Annotated in this window: 19 protein-coding genes; 13 read left to right on the forward strand and 6 right to left on the reverse strand. The window is 46.6% G+C overall.

Going from position 1 to position 17979, the window contains the following annotated elements; translation table 11 throughout:
• Nucleotides 1-11 precede the first annotated feature (11 nt).
• The 3 genes from KNO96_RS09645 (at nt 12) to KNO96_RS09655 (ending at nt 2828) form a co-directional block, all read left to right on the forward strand.
• The gene (locus KNO96_RS09645; RefSeq protein ID WP_251125092.1) at nt 12-1136 is read left to right on the forward strand and encodes a hypothetical protein; all 1125 of its coding nucleotides are present in this window, start codon (nt 12-14) and stop codon (nt 1134-1136) included.
• Nucleotides 1137-1153: 17 nt separating this feature from the next.
• Entirely contained in the window at nt 1154-1666 is a 513-nt protein-coding gene (locus KNO96_RS09650; RefSeq protein ID WP_214703482.1) for a pyrophosphohydrolase domain-containing protein, read from the forward strand.
• Nucleotides 1667-1814: 148 nt separating this feature from the next.
• Complete coding sequence (locus KNO96_RS09655) at nt 1815-2828, forward strand: DUF2268 domain-containing putative Zn-dependent protease (protein WP_251125091.1); 1014 nt, start codon at nt 1815-1817, stop codon at nt 2826-2828.
• A gap of 95 nt (nt 2829-2923) precedes the next feature.
• Here the strand turns inward: KNO96_RS09655 and KNO96_RS09660 are convergent, their stop codons facing one another.
• Nucleotides 2924-4189 carry a BaiN/RdsA family NAD(P)/FAD-dependent oxidoreductase gene (locus KNO96_RS09660; protein ID WP_214703483.1) on the reverse strand — a complete coding sequence of 422 codons (1266 nt, stop codon included), beginning with the start codon at nt 4187-4189 and terminating at the stop codon, nt 2924-2926.
• Nucleotides 4190-4333: 144 nt separating this feature from the next.
• Between KNO96_RS09660 and KNO96_RS09665 the strand changes: the two genes are divergently transcribed.
• Together KNO96_RS09665 and KNO96_RS09670 are read left to right on the forward strand one after the other, a co-directional pair.
• Complete coding sequence (locus KNO96_RS09665) at nt 4334-6031, forward strand: putative polysaccharide biosynthesis protein (protein ID WP_214703484.1); 1698 nt, start codon at nt 4334-4336, stop codon at nt 6029-6031.
• Nucleotides 6031-6741: a pseudouridine synthase gene (locus KNO96_RS09670; protein WP_214703485.1), complete on the forward strand. Its 711-nt coding sequence runs from the start codon at nt 6031-6033 to the stop codon at nt 6739-6741. Before KNO96_RS09665 ends, KNO96_RS09670 begins: the two co-directional genes overlap by 1 nt.
• 104 nt (nt 6742-6845) lie before the next feature.
• Here the strand turns inward: KNO96_RS09670 and KNO96_RS09675 are convergent, their stop codons facing one another.
• The gene (locus KNO96_RS09675) at nt 6846-7067 is read right to left on the reverse strand and encodes a DeoR family transcriptional regulator (RefSeq protein ID WP_026825552.1); all 222 of its coding nucleotides are present in this window, start codon (nt 7065-7067) and stop codon (nt 6846-6848) included.
• Nucleotides 7068-7375: 308 nt separating this feature from the next.
• On the opposite strand from KNO96_RS09675, the gene pepV reads away from it, so the two are divergent.
• Genes pepV through KNO96_RS09705 form a run of 6 tightly spaced genes read left to right on the forward strand, consistent with a single transcriptional unit; the run spans nt 7376 to nt 14392 of the window.
• Nucleotides 7376-8761, forward strand: coding sequence for a dipeptidase PepV (gene pepV, locus KNO96_RS09680; RefSeq protein WP_214703486.1), 1386 nt, complete (start codon nt 7376-7378; stop codon nt 8759-8761).
• Nucleotides 8762-8820: 59 nt separating this feature from the next.
• A complete protein-coding gene (locus KNO96_RS09685) occupies nt 8821-9972 on the forward strand; it encodes an MFS transporter (RefSeq protein WP_214699253.1) in 1152 nt (383 codons plus the stop codon).
• A 5-nt stretch (nt 9973-9977) separates the two neighbouring features.
• Nucleotides 9978-10553, forward strand: coding sequence for an RNA 2',3'-cyclic phosphodiesterase (gene thpR, locus KNO96_RS09690; RefSeq protein WP_214703487.1), 576 nt, complete (start codon nt 9978-9980; stop codon nt 10551-10553).
• Nucleotides 10523-11362 carry an NERD domain-containing protein gene (locus KNO96_RS09695; RefSeq protein WP_214703488.1) on the forward strand — a complete coding sequence of 280 codons (840 nt, stop codon included), beginning with the start codon at nt 10523-10525 and terminating at the stop codon, nt 11360-11362. Before thpR ends, KNO96_RS09695 begins: the two co-directional genes overlap by 31 nt.
• Nucleotides 11363-11381: 19 nt before the next feature.
• Complete coding sequence (pulA, locus tag KNO96_RS09700; protein ID WP_214703489.1) at nt 11382-13547, forward strand: type I pullulanase; 2166 nt, start codon at nt 11382-11384, stop codon at nt 13545-13547.
• 44 nt (nt 13548-13591) lie between these two features.
• Nucleotides 13592-14392 (forward strand): phosphotransferase family protein, encoded by an 801-nt coding sequence (locus KNO96_RS09705; RefSeq protein ID WP_251125090.1) that lies wholly within the window; start codon nt 13592-13594, stop codon nt 14390-14392.
• Between the two features lie 35 nt (nt 14393-14427).
• Here the strand turns inward: KNO96_RS09705 and KNO96_RS14505 are convergent, their stop codons facing one another.
• Nucleotides 14428-14538, reverse strand: coding sequence for a cytochrome bd oxidase small subunit CydS (locus KNO96_RS14505; protein ID WP_407636718.1), 111 nt, complete (start codon nt 14536-14538; stop codon nt 14428-14430).
• A gap of 138 nt (nt 14539-14676) precedes the next feature.
• Between KNO96_RS14505 and trmB the strand changes: the two genes are divergently transcribed.
• Nucleotides 14677-15324, forward strand: coding sequence for a tRNA (guanosine(46)-N7)-methyltransferase TrmB (gene trmB / locus KNO96_RS09710; RefSeq protein ID WP_026825559.1), 648 nt, complete (start codon nt 14677-14679; stop codon nt 15322-15324).
• Nucleotides 15325-15429: 105 nt separating this feature from the next.
• Nucleotides 15430-15939, forward strand: a complete 510-nt coding sequence (locus KNO96_RS09715) for a hypothetical protein (RefSeq protein WP_235181832.1) — start codon at nt 15430-15432, stop codon at nt 15937-15939.
• A gap of 43 nt (nt 15940-15982) precedes the next feature.
• On the opposite strand, the gene dhaM is transcribed toward KNO96_RS09715, so the two are convergent.
• From dhaM to dhaK, 3 genes are read right to left on the reverse strand one after another with little or no spacing between them, the layout of a single operon-like run.
• Nucleotides 15983-16348: a dihydroxyacetone kinase phosphoryl donor subunit DhaM gene (gene dhaM / locus KNO96_RS09720; RefSeq protein WP_353047902.1), complete on the reverse strand. Its 366-nt coding sequence runs from the start codon at nt 16346-16348 to the stop codon at nt 15983-15985.
• Nucleotides 16344-16934 (reverse strand): dihydroxyacetone kinase subunit DhaL, encoded by a 591-nt coding sequence (gene dhaL / locus KNO96_RS09725; protein WP_214703490.1) that lies wholly within the window; start codon nt 16932-16934, stop codon nt 16344-16346. Before dhaL ends, dhaM begins: the two co-directional genes overlap by 5 nt.
• Nucleotides 16935-16953: 19 nt before the next feature.
• Nucleotides 16954-17931, reverse strand: coding sequence for a dihydroxyacetone kinase subunit DhaK (dhaK, locus tag KNO96_RS09730; RefSeq protein ID WP_026825563.1), 978 nt, complete (start codon nt 17929-17931; stop codon nt 16954-16956).
• Nucleotides 17932-17979 lie beyond the last annotated feature (48 nt).

The raw sequence follows: 17979 nt of genomic DNA on the forward strand, positions 1-17979 counted from the left end.
ACGACATGTCCATGAAACGTTCTTATGTGCTCTATACGACACTTTGTGCTGTCGTAGTCGGTGCGGTGCTTTGCTATATCTTCGTCTTTTCAGATGAAGAGATTCAGCGACAGGTCGCTTCGACATTTGAAAAAATTGATATTCAAACAAGTCATCAAACGGCTTCACTCCCACCCGTAGAGGCGGCCCAAGATGATGACGATATTGACACGACCGATGCACTCGAACAGATTAACCAAATCGATGAAGTGTATTACAGTGACACGATTGGGGCCTATCTCGTCATAACCGAGCAGGCTGAATTCTTTGAAGTGAGTGGAAACGGAACCCGTGTCAACTCAGTACTCCAACTTGAAAACTCAGGGAAAGCCAGCCTCGATGACTTCATCGGTATGCGAATGATCAAAGAGGATTTAGTTTATGCGGTTACTGCAAATGGGACGCTTGTCACCATTGAACGGGAAGAGGGGCGCTGGGTCGAGCGGCCACGTAAACAAATCAAAGGTCTCGTGTCGGAAGACCGGATTTTTGGTGTTGGCTATGACCGTGAATCGAATCGATTGTTCATGATGAATCGGTTGGCGGACACGCCGGACCTTGAGCTCCTCTATATTGAAGAGCGGGAGATTGAACTGGAGACGCCAGTGGATGACAAGTCCCAAGAAGAGTCAACTGAAGCTGACACGAGTGCTGAAAATACAGAAGAACCATCAGAAGATACAGCGACAGAGAACGTCTCGACGAATGACAACGACTCGACCGAAACGGCTGCTTCTGAAGACGCACCTGACAATGAGCCAAACGCACAAGAAGAGGATGAGAAAAAAGAACCCGAGACCGAATGGATGCTTGATTCGCGACAAGCGTTATCCGCCGACGGCATGAGTGCTTCCATCCAACAAAAATTCGAACGGTTCGAAGGCGTCGGGCTTGTCGAGAGGCAAGGACGTATCTATGTGCTCGATTCAGAAGAACTCGTCCTCTACACGGTCAACCCGGAAGAAGGGACGATCAACGGTCAGATGGTGACACCTCGTGTGTATGACTCGACCGGTATGTTTTTACAAGACAATGAAATCTTTGCAATCGTCCACCCGGAAGTATTCGATTTGGATGCCTTCGTCTCGGTGGACTGACAATGGGGGAACTATAGATGAGTAAACGTTATTTTTTTGAAGAAGTGAAGCAATTCCACGAAACATTCGGACATCCGGGAGCGGAATCTCCGCAACCGTTGACGCTTGATCGCGCGACGAAACGGTCGGTGTGGACGGCAGAGGAAGCGGTCGTCGAGTTTTTGCATCAATCGTCGCAATCGGAAGAGGAGTTCTTACAAGCCATCGAGCAATTCCAAGTAGGATTCCAAAAGGCCGTTCAAAAATCGTTACAAGACGCACCACCGTCAGATGATGTGGAACGTCTCGTCGGTCAAGGGGATGCATTAACGGACGCGTTGTATTTTGTCATGGGAAGTTTCGTTGAACTCGGGCTTGATCCCGTCCCATTGTTTGAAATCGTCCAGCGCGCCAATATGGCGAAACTTGGACCGGACGGGAAGCCGATTTTACGCGAGTCGGACAATAAAGTCATGAAACCTGAAGGATGGATGCCGCCGGAGCCAGAGCTCGAAAAAGAAGTGCGTCGTCAACTCGCAGGGAAAGAATAATCACAAACGGCTTGAGTCTTTCATCAGAAAAGGCTTGAGCCGTTTTGTTGTGATTGAAGATGTGAAAGTCCTAGCGACATCATGATATTGGAGCGTATAAAAATGGTGATTAGAGTAATTTGTGGTATAATTTAACATAAGTAAATGATTGAGAGAATTGATTATTGAGATGGAGGTCATTCAACTGAAAAAGTTATTCGGTATTCTATGTTGTAGTTTAGCACTTCTATTAACAGCATGTAGTGATGATGAAAAGTCGCTAGAATCTAAACGGTCAGAGCCTGACGTTTCAATGGAAACGATAAAAATTAACGAAGAGAACGAATTGACAATCGTGCCACTCTACACCCAGTACCAGCAATATTTGAACGCATCCCTTGAAACAACCGATTCGGAGGAGAACAAACAAAACTTCAAAAAATATGTATTGGATTACATAGGTGAAGTCGGAGAGAAAGAAAAGATCGATACATCCATATTAAAAACTAATTTTAATCTAAAACCGACTCCTCATAAGCAACAATTGTTGAAGCAGTTGGACACATTAATGGAGCAGCATGACGAGATTAAAGAGATTATTAGAACTACTTACGCAGATTCAAATCAAATCCTTCCTAAAGAGAAGAGTACGGTGTTTATTGCCCCGTATAATCCTGAATTCTTCTATGATATTGAACCGATGAAAGGTGTAGGCGCAGCAGCATACAAAGACGCCTTCATCTTGTTTCTCGATACAGATTTTGACAAAGATGTTCTAGCCTATTCGACGGCTCACGAGTATCATCATCTAATTCTTCGTGATCAAAACGAATACAATCTTAGTTCGATTCTTGAGTCTATCATCATCGAAGGGAAAGCGGACGCATTTGCTGATCGGATTGTCAAAGGGGTTTCTCCCCCATGGCATGTGCAATTAGATGATGCGACCATGGAACACATCGCGAGTCAAGTGAATGATTATGAAACATCCTTTACTGATTTTGTAGTAGGTAATAGTCAAAAAGACATTCCGCGTTGGAGTAACTATATTCTAGGGAAGGATGTGCTCCATGACTATTTGACGTCGCACCCAGAGCTATCGATTCCCGAATGGACATTCAAAGAAGGTCATGAAATTCTAGAAGAGTACAAGTATCGAGATGTGATGAAATTGGAAAATTAAGTTGAAAACAATTAAAAGGCTTGACCCTGTCTCGTTCAGGGATCAAGCCTTTTGGTTGTTTTTAAGGGGGCTCGTCGCACAACGAACTTATACTCTTACCGCTCTGTAGCCAGTTCGGCTGCGTGCGATCCGGCGCAATGACCTGTCGTGAAAGCGGCCGTGATATTGTAGCCACCCGTATATCCATGGATGTCGAGTACTTCTCCTGCGAAGAAGAGACCCGGTGCCTTCTTCGACATCATCGTCTGTGGCGCAACTTCTTTGACCGATACGCCACCACCTGTGACAAACGCCTTATCAAAGTCAAGCGTACCGATGGCATGCATCTCGAACAGTTTCAAACGCGATGCGAAGTCGATGACGGATTGCTTCTTCAACTGACTCGCGTCTTCTTCGCCAAATGTGAGCTCTTCTAGCAACAAGTCAAGTAGTCGCTCGGGGATGTAGCCTTTCCACACGTTTTTAACGGCACGCTTCGGTTGGTTCTGAACTTGATTCCATAGCTCGTGGACGAGCTCATCTCGTGACGTGTCAGGGAAGAAGTCAATTGAAAGGAGAACGACTTGTTCTTTGCTACGCTTTCGTTCTTTGATCGTGTATTGGCTACAACGGAGAGCGATTGGACCTGAAATTCCAAAATGGGTAAAAATCATGTCGCCCTGGTGCGTCTTGATGGCCTTCCCTTTTTTACCGTGTACCGTCAACGCGACGTCACGTAACGATAAGCCTTGAAGTTGTTTCGTTCCGATGAACGAATCGTTCAATTTGATTGGCACCTCTGTCGGGAAAAGTTCGGTGATTGTATGACCGGCCTTTTGTGCCCATGGATAACCGTCCCCGGTCGAACCGGTGTGTGGGACGGACTGTCCGCCGACCGCGACGACACATGCTTTTGCTTCAAGCATCTCGCCATCCATCAATTCGACAGCGTAAAACTTATTTTCTTCATTAAAATGCAGTGTTTTGACTTCGGCTTTTTTTCGAATCTCGACACCGAGGTCTTCAATCGCCCGAAGTAACGTGTTGACGACATCCTGTGCTTTATCCGTCACAGGGAACATGCGCCCATTGTCTTCCTCTTTCAGCGGAATGCCGAATCCTGTGAACAGGTCGATGATGGATTGATTGTCGAACTGGGCGAGGGCGCTATATAAAAAGCGACCATTCCCTGGAATGAATTGAATCAATTCATCGATTGGTTTTCGGTTCGTGACGTTACAGCGTCCTCCACCTGATATGGCCAATTTTCGACCGAGCTTGGATCCTTTATCGATCAACAAGGTCGAAGCACCACTTTTCGCCGCTGCATACGTTGCCATGAGACCGCTCGGGCCTCCACCGATGACGATGACATCTTTCATAGGTAATCTCCTCATTTCTTCATCTATATGATTAGTAAAATTATCGTAACTTTATTATCCGTAACAGTAAGAGTATAATGAGAAGCGGTTGTTTTGTAAAACCGAACTCATTTGAATAGTTGATTTTATAGATGGAGGTGCCTCATGTCATCAAGCGCCAAACAAGATTCCGGAAGAGCCTCCTTCGTCAAAGGAACGCTTCTTTTATCGGCGGGAAACTTGACTTCCCGAATGCTAGGACTGTTGTACACGTTCCCGTTCCAAGCGATGGTCGGGATAGCCGGAGTGACGTTATATCAAGCGGCATATACGTATTACGCAATCATGATCTCGATATCGACGGCAGGTATTCCCGTTGCTGTCTCAAAATTTATCGCCAAATATAATGCGTTAGGAGAGTACGGGACAAGTCAACGATTGTTCCGTCAAGGAATGAAGCTGATGCTTGCGACCGGTGTCGTCGCTTTTTTATTACTCTTTTTTGCGGCACCATGGTTATCCGAGCTGATGGTTCGAAATTCAGAAAACAATCAGCAGTACATTGAGTCGCTCACACTCGTGACGCGAAGCGTCAGTTTTGCGTTACTGCTCATCCCGGCAATGAGTATGGTGCGTGGTTATTTCCAGGGTCATCAAGACATGGCGCCGACGGCAATTTCACAGGTCGTTGAACAAATCGTGCGCATCTTGTTCCTACTTAGTGGAACGATGCTCGTCTTATTCGTCTTTGCAGACTCTGAATTCATTCGTCCGATTGCCAATGCTCTCGGTGGGACGCAGTCGGTCGAAACGACTGAACTGAACGGATTAAAAGTCATTGCGGTCACGATTGCGACGTTCAGTGCGTTCATCGGGGCAATTGGTAGTTTTGCCGTGCTCATCATGTATTGGAAACGGCGAAAAGACATTCATCGCCAGACAGAGAATCCGGCGGGCACACCCGTCCGTTCGATGAAGTCGCTGTTGCTCGAATTGCTCAGCTACTCCATTCCAATCGTGATGGTCGGGGTATCGACCCCTCTCTATCAATTGATTGATCAGCTGACGATGGTCAATACGTTACTCAGCTCAGGTGCGACGGTTTCGGAAGCGACGTCGGCTTATGGATTCTTGACCGGAAACGCGCATAAAATTGTCTTGATTCCTGTATCTGTGGCAGCGAGTGTCTCGATGGCGACGATTCCACTCGTGACCCGCTCATTCACGACAGGAGATATGCAAAAAGTACGAAATCAAGTGAACCATATTTTCCAAGTGTCGTTCTTCGTGACGATTCCTGCTGTCATCGGTCTCGTCGCCCTTGCGGAGCCATTGTTTGGTACGTTGTTCCCGGGTGACCGTGAAGGATGGGTGTATTTGTTCCACTATGCACCGAGTGCTTTCTTCTTGGCCTATTATTCGGTCGCGGCTGCGATTTTGCAGGGAATCAATCGTCAATATTTCACCATTTTTGCTACATCGATGGGTCTGTTGGCAAAACTTGCTCTGAACGTGCCGTTCGTCTATTGGCTTGGTGGCATCGGTGCAGGTTATGCGACGATTGCTGGATACATTGTGGCAATCGTGCTCATGGTATGGATGATTCAGCGCTCTCTTCACTTCCCGTATAAGCAATTGCTCCGTCGGACCATCTTGATGTTCTTGATGGGGGCGGCGATGTTTGCGGCTGTGTATCTGTCACTTCTTATCACCTTGAATGAAGAAGCGAGTTGGGGGAACGACATCTTTGCGACTGTCGTTGGAGTGACCATCGGGATCCTCGTATACGGTTATCTCGGCTGGAGAAGCCATCTCGCAGGGAAATTATTAGGGAAACGCTTTGAATATCGGAGGAAAAAGTAATGCGAATTGATAAGTTGTTAGCGAACATGGGATACGGTTCACGAAAAGATGTAAAGATTCTATTGAAACAAGGTGCGGTAAGAGTAGATAATGCACCTGTGAAAGATGCCAAACGGCACGTCGACCCAACATCTGAGAAAGTCACGGTGCTTGGGGAAGTGGTCGAATATCGTCCATATATCTATTTCATGATGAACAAGTCGGAAGGAGTCGTCAGCGCAACGGAAGATCGAGTCGAGACGACAGTCATCGACTTGATTGATCCGGAGTATGCCCATTATGACCTCTTCCCGGTCGGACGTCTCGATAAAGATACGACAGGGCTTCTCCTCATCACAAACGATGGTGCATTCAATCATGCGCTCATGTCACCTCGCAAGCACGTCGACAAGGTGTATATCGCTGAAGTCGATGGAGAGATGACGGCAGAGGACATCAAGACGTTTGCGAACGGCGTTGAGTTAGAGGATGGGTATACGACAAAGCCGGCTCGTCTCGAGATTCTGAGCCGGAGCGAACGTCGCTCTGTCATCCGTCTTACATTGTCTGAGGGGAAATATCACCAAGTGAAACGAATGGTCGCAGCGGTCGGCAAACATGTCGAGCGATTGGAGCGTGTTCAAATCGGCGCGCTAGAACTCGATGAAACGCTTGAACTCGGGGCATATCGTGAGTTGACGGAAGAAGAAGTTCAATTGTTTCTTCAATAATTAATAATTAAAGAGGTGAGAGAGAATCTGTCCGATGGGACGGATTCTCTTTTTCATAAAAAAGAGACCTGAATGCCAGGTCTCTTGAATCTACATATACTTTTTCAATTTGCCGTCTTGAGTGTACGTTTAGACGACGTCCACGTTCCCCGGCTAGGACTCTTCACAAGGTTATTGTACTCAAGCACGTTCAAATCACGTTGCACCGTACGGGACGTGATGCCGAACTCTTCTACTAGTTCTGAAGTGGTAACGGATTCCCTTTCATTGATGAACAAATAAATGGACTTGATGCGTGTTAACATCCGATCTGTTGAGCCTTTCATTGGATAACCTCCCAATGTGTAGAATAATGTTAAACCATACCTACAGACGACAAAATGAAATATAAAATTGTTATTTTCTAAAATTACACCTTTAGTATACCGCTCTCGTGGGAAAATGCAAGTAGAAAGAACGAACAATTTGATTGTAAATATTTGATTATGAACGTAAATGTCGAATGAAGAATGTTATTTTAGATTAAAAATAAGGTTAAACACGAACGAAAAAAACTTTTCTAAATGAATGTTCGTCTTTCATACATTTGGATATACTAGTAAGGGAGAGAACATTCGCAAAAGGGGAGATGAACATGAATTGGAGACAAGAAGTCGACAATCGTAAAGATGCATTTTTGGAAGATTTAAAAGGATTATTACAAATCCCTAGTGTGCTCGATGAATCGAAAGCCGCACCGAACATGCCGTTTGGACCAGAGGTTCGAAAGGCACTCGATTACATGTTTGATATGGGTGAGCGTGACGGATTCAGAACGAAGGATGTCGGCGGGTTCGCAGGACATTTAGAGTATGGAGATGGCGAGGAAATCGTCGGGATCTTGTGTCATCTTGATGTGGTTCCTGCAGGTGAAGGATGGACGTATGGTGCATTCAATCCGACGATCACAGACGGAAAAATTGTTGCCCGTGGAAGCAATGATGATAAAGGGCCATCGATGGCCGCTTATTACGGTTTACGCATCGTCAAAGAACTCGGTTTACCGCTCTCTAAGCGAGTCCGCTTAATTGCAGGTTGTGATGAGGAAAGTGAGTGGCGCTGCGTTCGTGAATACTTCAAGCAAGAACAGATGCCATCGTACGGTTTCGCACCAGATGCTGACTTCCCGATTATCAATGCGGAGAAAGGATTGTATGACGGCGTATTGACGCAACTTCCGATTCAGCGCGTATCAGAATCTGCATATCATCTTATTTCGTTCTCAAGTGGGGAGCGGCCGAATATGGTCCCGGACTTTGCGAAAGCTGAATTGAAGACAGACGAGGTACTTGAAGAGAAATTCGAAGCTTATTTAGCGAAGTATGAAGCAGATGGGACGTGTATCTACGACCGTGGAACCTATACGTTCACGATGAAGGGGAAAGCAGCGCATGCGATGGAGCCGGATAACGGGATCAATGCCGCTTACGTCCTTGCCGGATTTTTATTGCACCTTCCGCTCGACATTCAAGGGGAGCGCTACATCGAACTCGTTCGTCATGTATTCGCAGACTCGCGTGGCATTTCTCTCGGGATTGAAGCGAGCGATGAGACGGGCGATTTGACAATCAACGGAGGCGTGTTCCGCTACAGTGAAGAAGAACGCACAGCAACGGTCAACATTCGCTATCCATATACGGCGAAATTCGAAGAACGTTTACAAAACCTTCGCGAAATCGCCTTGTCTCTTGGGTTCGAGTTGAAGACGCGACAACATATGCCACCGCATCATGTCGCAGAAGATCATCCACTCGTGAAGACATTGGCAGGCGTGTACGAGCGTCAAACGGGTGAGCATGCGAATTTGATGGCAATCGGAGGCGGAACGTACGCTCGTTCACTCGAAGCCGGGGTCGCGTTCGGAGCATTATTCCCAGGCGCTAAAGATGTGGCACATCAGGTCGATGAATATATGGAGATAGAAGATTTATTACGTGCTGCAGCCATCTACGCTGAAGCCATTTACGAGCTCGCTAAATAAGAAACAAGGAGAGCTGGCTGGTATAGTCGGCTCTCTGTCCTTTAGGAAGGAAGTTATCATTGGATTCGCAAAAAAGATTGTTTCAGTCAGTGTACGTCGCGATTTTCTTCGCACAAGGGGCGTTAATCCCTTACATGACCTTGTATTTTTCGCAAACTAAATTTGGACTGACACCGAGTCAGGTCGGAATCATCGTCGCTATCTTACCGATTCTCTCGATCGGGGTACAACCGCTTTGGGGCATGTTGACCGATCGTACAGGTCGGGTTCGGGCTTGGCTCATTCTCGCGATGGTAAGTGCCGCCCTTATTTCGTTCACCTTTTTAGTTGCGACCTCATACGTTTGGATTATCGTGCTCATGGTGATTTGGTCGGTGTTCCAATGTGCCCATATTCCACTCGTGGACATGATGACGCTCGATTATACGACGCGCTCAAAAGTCGATTATGGTGCGATTCGTCTATATGGGTCGGCCGGTTTCGCTATCGCTGTATTTGCTATGGGTCGAATTTCTGACACGACATGGGGACTAGCTAGTACGTTCGTCTTAAGTGCGATTCTTCTCCTCATCGGAAGTGTCTTCGTCCGAATGATTCCGGAGAAACGCTCGGTTCGTGACGTGACCTTGGCCCCCGTCTCATGGACGGCCGTGTGGAACAAGTATTTTGTGTTTTTCTTACTTGGTGGGATGCTCGTTTTCGGACCAATCTATGCGAACAACTATTACTTTGGGCTGTATGTGACAAGTAGTGGGGGTTCGACGACGTTAGTCGGAACATTATTCCTCGTTGCGGTGCTGTTTGAGATCCCGTTCATGAAAGTGGCTTCTCAGCTTATGGAACGTTACGGAAGTGTCAGTGTGTTGGTTGGTGCAGCCATCATCTCGGCTGTGCGGAACGGGATACTCGCTTTAGAACCACCGATTTGGGTCGTATGGCTCCTCGCCATCGCGCAAGGTCTCGTCGTCGGGCTTTTAATTCCGGTCGCGCTTCAGTTCGTTCGGACGCTCGTCGACCGGCAAGTTTCCTCGACGGCAATCGGAGTATACATGGCATTGACATCAGGACTTGCCACGGCAGGATTTAATATGTTGAGTGGTAAAATTATTGAACTCGATGACATTTTAGGAGTGTTTTGGATGTATACGATCGTTACGGCACTCGGGGCATTGATTTGGATTGGGATGTCACGTCGCGCTACGAAAGGATGATCAAGATGAGTACGCATTATTTTATTGCGATTCCCATTGAGGCGACCGAACTAATTAATGTACAGCGTGCTATTTTGCCTTATTATTCGTATCGGCGTATTTATCGACCGGACGAATTTCATATGACGATTCAATTTTTAGGATACGTAGACGGAGAAGAACTGGATGAAGTGAAGGAAATCACACGTAAAATCTGTGAAGATACGCTACCGTTCACGTTGACGTTTCGTTCCATCGATCATTTTGGTAGACCAGATCGTCCACGCGTTCTGACAATCGTGCCGGATGATTCGGAGCCCCTTCAGCGGTTGGCGCACGCACTCCGTCAAGAACTTGTCGACGTGATCCCAAGATTGGATCGAAAGGCGTTTGTCCCTCATGTGACGCTCGCAAAAAAATGGGATGCCGGGGAACGCGTTCCCTACGTATCACCCGAGTTTCAAGTGACTGAATCTGTAGAAGAAGTGATTCTGTATGAAGTACAGCCGCATCATACACCTGCCTATCGGGCAATAGAAGTATTTCCGTTAAGACGGCCAGAGGAGGACATATGGCAATCCCGGTTAAAGTTTTTGACGTAATTTCAAAATATGAACGTGATGTATTAGACCAATATAATCGCTATCTGGAGTATGTGGACTCCGATACGGCACGTCTACAGCGCCTTCATGAGAACAATCGCCTAAGCCCGGTCGAAGTGCTCGAAATCGACCGACCATGGTGGAAATTTTGGGCGAAGACAGAGCGAATCGAATTGGAGCCAAAACCGCTCTCTGATTCACAATATCAAAAGATGTTACGGGAACGACGACACATTCAAAAACTTCAATTTGCCTGTGAAGGTGTACTCGAAGCTGATTTGCCGCATTTGGCATTTACTCGAGACTTTGCCTATCGGATGATGCGCTCCGAGTGGAATGAACGACACTTCTTCTTGTATCGCCCAGTCATCGAATGGAGCGGTGCGAGCGTAGAATTAAGTCATATCATCGTTGGCCCAACGCATCTCTATGTCGTGGAATGGCTCGAAGGAGACCGAAGTATCTATCACATATCAAAAGAGAAGACATGGGTTCATCAACCGTTGAAAGGGGAAAATACTCGTGTAGTGAACCCGCTCATCGCATTGACAAGAACGGAAGAACTTGTTCGACAGATTTTACCGAACTATGCGGGGGTATTGCACAAAGTCGTCGTTGCGACAGATGGGTACTTCGATAACGTTCCAAACGTTCGATCGACACATTATGTGGGACGGAATGAGTATACAGAATGGATGAAACAAGTGAACGGGCGCGCGCCGATTGTTAAAGCGCAGCAAATTCGGGATGTCGCTACCTTATTAGAGGTGACAGCCAAGATGCCGTTTCGCCAATTTATGGATCAGTGATTGAGAGGAAGGGAAGCATATGCATCATACACCAGATCAAAAGACCGCCTCGCATGTAAGCATCGAGAGTGCGTCTTTCGTATCATTTGAGACAATACAACTTGAGATTTTGCGCGAATATGAATCCGTTCCAGTACAAATTGAGCAAAATGGACGCCCCATCGATTACTTAGTCGAGCACCAACATGTGACGGAGTCGGGGAGGGTCGAACAAATTCTTCGTCTAAATGAACCAATAGCTCTAGATATGATGTATACAGTGTTTCATCCGGGACAAAAAACGATGGTCATTATCCCTCGAGAAGTCGTTCGTTCGGAAGAATTCGAACGTCGATTTTCATATGACGGTCCTCTCGGTGTGTCGTTTGCGCCGAATGGGATAGAAGTGGTGGTGTGGTCGCCTGTCGCCCTCTCTATGTGGATTACAATCCATGACGACACAAACCATCGTGAAATGGAACGGTTTCGTATGAATCGCGGCTCCCGTGGCGAGTGGAATGGGGAAGTGCCGAAAGAATTCGAAGGAATGCTGTATCGTTTAGAAGTGAAGACACCGGTCGATACAAGGGAAGTCGTTGATCCTTATGCAAGAGCTGTCAGTTTGAACGGAGAGTATGGGGTGTTGTCGGACGTGGCCCAATTCGTCCGTGAACAAGTCGAAAGGGTGTCCCGTCCACCGTTATGGAAAGCGACGGATGCGGTCATTTATGAATTGCATATCCGAGATTTCACTAGCCATCCTTCATCGAAGAGTCAACTGAAAGGTCTATATGGAGGGGTTACGGAACAAGGAGTTCGGACAAAAGGGAATCATAGTGCCGGACTCGACTATCTGAAAGAACTCGGTGTGACCCATGTTCAGTTGTTACCCGTCCATGATTTTGGAAGCGTCGATGAAGCGACGCGTATGCCGTACAATTGGGGATACGACCCGATTCATTGGTTCAGTTTAGAAGGAAGTTATGCTTCGAGACCGGATGTACCGATGAGTCGTGTATTCGAGTATGCGACACTCGTTTCTGACCTCCATCAAGCGGGTCTACGTGTCGTCACAGACGTCGTGATGAATCACATATACATTCGTGAACAGTCCCCGCTAGAAGCGCTCGTTCCGTATTATTATTTTAGATACGAGCATGATGGCACAGTTGCAAATGGGACCGGCGTCGGAAATGACACGGCCTCGGAACGCTATATGATGCGACGGATGATTGTGGACTTCGTGACCTATTTCGCGACAACGTATCAAGTCGATGGATTCCGCTTTGACTTGATGGGTATTCATGATGTGGAGACGATGAATCAGGTGCGGGCAGCTCTCGATAAAATCGATCCATCCATCCTTGTTTATGGAGAAGGATGGGACTTGGCCACACCGCTCGGTCAGTCATTAAAGGCAACATCACAAAATGCCGCTCAGATGCCCCGAGTTGGACATTTTAATGACATGATTCGAGATGCGCTGAAAGGTTCGACTTTCAATGACCGGGAACGTGGATTTATTTCTGGAAATGAGTGGAGGGAGTGGGAGCTACGCGAATGTCTCACCGGTGCCGTCCATATTCCGAACGTGACGGTCGGACGCTTTCCGAGCCCGACATACTCCATCAACTATGCCGAAGCCCATGATAATTACACGATTTTTGATAAATTGAAATTGTCATGCGAAGAAATCGATGAAGCGACTCGCCTCGCCATGCAACGTTTGGCTAATGCGGTGGTCATCACGTCTCAAGGGATTCCGTTTATTCACGCTGGTCAAGAATTCGGACGTACGAAGCAAGGTGTAGAAAATAGCTATAACTCACCGGACCATATCAATCACTTTGATTGGGATTTACGTGATACACGAGTCAACGAAATCGAGTATGTGAAGACGCTCCTGAAGCTGCGACGACTGCATACGTGCTTCCGTTACGATTCACGTCAGGAAGTCATCGACCATTTCACATTCTTACCGTCGCCGCCTGGCGTCATTATTTATGAACTGACGGCGAGCCACTCGTATGATGCGTGGCAGCGGGTACGCGTATATATTAATGGAACGTTCGAAAAACTGTCATTCGAAAGCGATGCGAAATGGAACGTCTACGTTCAGGGTGAAACGGCAAGCCTCGTCCCGATCGAAAGAAACCCGTCACACATTCAAGTCGAGTCGTTGTCAATGACGATTCTCGCGTGTTAAGATGTTGATTGTATCTCTTAAATTTCAAGTAAGATTTGAGCGTGATGAATATGTATTCAGATATAGTCGGTGCGCTCGGTAAAGAGTGGACAGTCGCTTCAGCCGGAGGAATTACCGGAGAAGCGTATGTAGCGACGACGCGCCAACAGAAGATTTTTGTGAAACGGAATTCTTCTCCGTTCTTGGCGATTCTTTCAGCAGAAGGAATTGTTCCAAAACTTCTTTGGACAAAACGAATGTTTAACGGGGATGTGTTAAGTGCCCAACAGTTTATTGAAGGTCGTGAACTTTCGCCAGACGATATGAAGCGACCAGATGTCGCGGCACAGCTCGGAAAGATTCATGATTCGAAAGAGCTATTATTCATGTTACAACAATTAAATCACACACCAGTGACGCCGCACTTATTGCTCCGTCAGTGTGAAGCATATGAACAAGATGAGACGGACCCGACGATTGGAGAGGCTGTACAATGGTTAAAGCACCATTTGCCAAAAGTCGATGAGCAAGAGTTCGTCGTGTGTCATTCCGACTTAAACCATAATAATTGGATTGAAGATGAGAGCGGTCTTCTCTACCTAACAGATTGGGATGATGCCATCATCGCGGACCGCGCGTTTGATTTGGCGATGGTTGTCTACAGTTATGTCGATGAAACGGAATGGGGGCGTTGGTTTTCGCATTATGGAGTATGTGTCTCGAACAAGCTTCATAATCGTATGCATTGGTATGCGATCGCCCAAACGATTTTGACGATTTATGGGGAAGAGAACGATTCTGCGCGAACAGAAGGCTTTCATGTGTTACGTGAGTTGATGGACGAGGCGTATGAGCGAATTAACTAAAAGGGATGGCTGAGCGCCACCCCTTTTTGAATGTGTTAAATGTCGTCTGGATTCATGAAGAAAGCCCAAACGAACGTTGCGATGACACCAGCGAAAAACGTGAGTGGAGCTGCGTAAAAAATTAGGAATTGATCTAATGTACTCATCTTATATAACCTCCTTGTGAAGGATGATTCACGTTCATTAAACTATGATTTCGTGTATAATCGCAAGAGGACTGCTCGTTCGAAACGTGCATCCCCCCATTAAACTTGAACATTTGATGAACGAAAGGTAGGATTTTCATGCGTTTACGACATAAGCCTTGGGCAAAAGAATATATGGAAGCCCAAGAACACGTATTTATTCAACACCCTGATCAGCTGAAAGGAAAGTGGGAAACCGAGTTCGGGAATGACCACCCTCTCTTTATTGAAGTTGGTTCAGGCAAAGGACAATTCATTTTAGGGATGGCAAGCCAACATCCGGATGTGAACTTCATCGCAATTGAATTATTTGAGAGTGTAGCCGTCTCAATCGTTCAAAAATTAGTCGAATCACCGATGCCGAACGTGAGAGTTTTGACGGTCGATGCGAAGCATCTCACCGACTATTTTGAAGCGGGCGAAGTCGATCGCGTATACTTAAACTTCTCGGATCCATGGCCAAAAACGCGCCATGCGAAACGTCGCTTAACGTATAAGACGTTTTTAGCGACATATGAGGCGATTCTTCCGAAAGCAGGAGAGATTCATTTTAAGACGGACAACCGTGGACTGTTTGAATATTCGCTTCAAAGCATGAGCCAATACGGAATGTTCTTCACAGATATTTCACTTGATTTACACGTGAGTGAACCAGAAGATAATATTCGAACAGAGTATGAAGAGCGTTTCAGCGCGCTCGGTCAACCTATCTATCGTATGGAAGCCGTCTTTCGTCCGAAAAATTGACACGCTTTTTTCTTATTTTAATAGTATTTTCTTCACACTTTTTTCTTTCTTCTTGGTACAATAAGAATGACGCTAAACTGGAATAAGAGAAGGGGGAACATGGGGATGTTGAAAAAAGCATGGGCAAGCCTGCTTGCAGTAATCTTCATTCTAACAATCGCACCAATGAATACCTCAGCGAATGAAGCGTTCTTGGACGCACTCGAAGAGGATTTGAAAGCGACGCATTACGACTATAAAGAAGGAACGGCTGAAATCATCAAAGAAGAGACACTTCGCCATTCAAATGGGAATGAAGTGATTGCGGCTGTCGTAGAACTCGATACGATTCGTGATGGCATCTTCATCACTCGTAAAACGGAGTATCATTACTTTGATGCGACAGACAACAAAATCCTTTCATCAGCAGACCTCGTAGAAGTTGAAGGAGCAGCTGAATTCGCAGATACGAACATCGACATGCTCGGTCAACAAATTGTCTACTGGTTGCCAGTATTGGTATTGCTTCTATTGATTGCGATTCCAGCACTTATTTTGTTCTTGGTCGTACCACGTTTCTATTCAACTAGTCCATATATGAATCCTGTATATGAAAAGAATGACAACCCACGTTAACACATAAAAGCACCCCGTTCTCATGAACGGGGTGCTTTTATGTTTACTGTTGTTTCAATTGTTCTACGATGTCAGACAATGACATGTCGTTTCCTGAGGAGACGGATGCGATGAAGGCGCTCTCGACAATCGGACCGTCGAAAAATGCGACTTCTTTGTCTCCTTCGTACATGTCGATTGCGAGTTCAGCATTCATCGTAGCCGAGCCGATATCACTGAGGAGAAGTGCTTCTCCTTTGACTTCGTTCAGTGCTGTCAAAATGCGGTTGACGTCCGTTCCGATTGCCCCGTCCTCGAGACCTCCGGCTAAATGAATAGGGACAACCGGCGCCATCTCCTTCATGAGATCTTGAATACCTTCCGCAATTTTAGAGCTGTGTGAGACGATAATCAGTTCAACGATGTCAATCGACCTCCTTCATGATGGCGGCTAACAGGATTGAACTTGAGAGGGCGCCAGGGTCGACCGTCCCCCGTGAATTTTCGCCAAAATATGAGGCTCTGCCTTTTGTTGCCACCATATCTTCTGTTTTTTGTACGAGTTCGTCTAATTGCTGTTTGTAGTCGTTCCCTTGCTTTACATGCTCAAGGAATGGATCCCAAACATCAACCATCGTTTTTTGACCGACCTCAGACTTTCCTCGTGCTTTAATTGAATTCGAACCTTCTTGGAGTGCTTCTATGAGCAAGTTGAAATCAGCTTCAGTCGCATCTCCGAACTTGGTAGCCATCTTTACAAAAGCGGAACCATACAGCGGTCCGGCAGCGCCACCTACTTTCGACATAAGCGTCATACCAACTTTTTTACTTATCACTCCGAGAGAGTCATAATCTTCGTCTAGAATGGAAGAGACAGCCTCGAACCCACGAGACATATTGATCCCATGATCGCCGTCACCGATAGCCCGGTCTAAATCTGTCAACGTGTCTTTTTGTTCTTCGATTCCAATTTGTGTGTCGCGTAACGCCTGCTTCATCCGTTCAATCGTCAACATAAACCAAACACCCCATTCATCAAATTTTAAATCCAAGTGCCGCAGATGGGGCATCTAAATAGGACGTCATCTCATCATCGAGCGGTAATAATGTAATCGAGAAACCATGCATCTCAAGTGACGTCATATAGTTGCCGACGTATTTTCGTTTCAAAGTATATCCAGCGGCTTCAAGTTTTTCTGCAACGAAGTGATACGTCACGTATAACTCAGATAGTGGAGTTCCGCCCATCCCGTTCACCATGACAGCGACTTCGCCAGGTTCGACTTCTTTTTTCAAATGACTGAGTAAATCATCGACGATTTGGTCGACATCGCTCGTCGGTTTACGTTCGACACCACGCTCCCCGTGAATTCCAATCCCAATCTCCATCTCTTCCTCGTTCAAGTCGAAACCGGGCTTGGCGCTAACTGGCATATAACAAGGTTCTACAGCCATTCCCATCGAACGAACATGAGAGGCTACTTTTTCAGCAATTGCTTTGACTTCTTCGAGTGATTTCCCGCTTGCCGCAGCAGCGCCCGCGATTTTATGAACGAAGACAGTCCCAGCAACGCCTCGACGATCTTCTTTATTCGAAATGGCGACATCATCCGCGACAACGACGTGGTCGACTTTGATGCCGTCCCCTTCGGCCAGTTCCGCGGCAAGTTCGAAGTTCATTACATCCCCCGAATAGTTTTTCACAATCAACAGGACGCCGTTTCCGCCATCGGCCGCTTTGATTCCTTCGAGCACCATGTCCGGAGTAGGGGATGTAAATACTTCCCCGCAAACTGCGGCATCGAGCATACCGTCCCCGACATATCCGGCGTGTGCCGGCTCGTGACCACTACCACCACCAGAGACGAGTCCTACTTTTCCAGACTTAGCTCCACTGGCCCGACAGATGACATTGACATCGTCGACACGACCATACAATTCAGGATGGGCATGGACCATACCTTCTACCATTTGTGTTACGAGTTCACTTGCTTCACCGATTAGCTTTTTCACGCGAGATCACTCCTTTTTTAAATTGAAAACTACCATTTTCAATTTTCC

Origin of the sequence: Exiguobacterium sp. s89 (assembly GCF_018617735.1) — a bacterium.
Taxonomy (GTDB): Bacteria; Bacillota; Bacilli; order Exiguobacteriales; family Exiguobacteriaceae; genus Exiguobacterium; species Exiguobacterium marinum.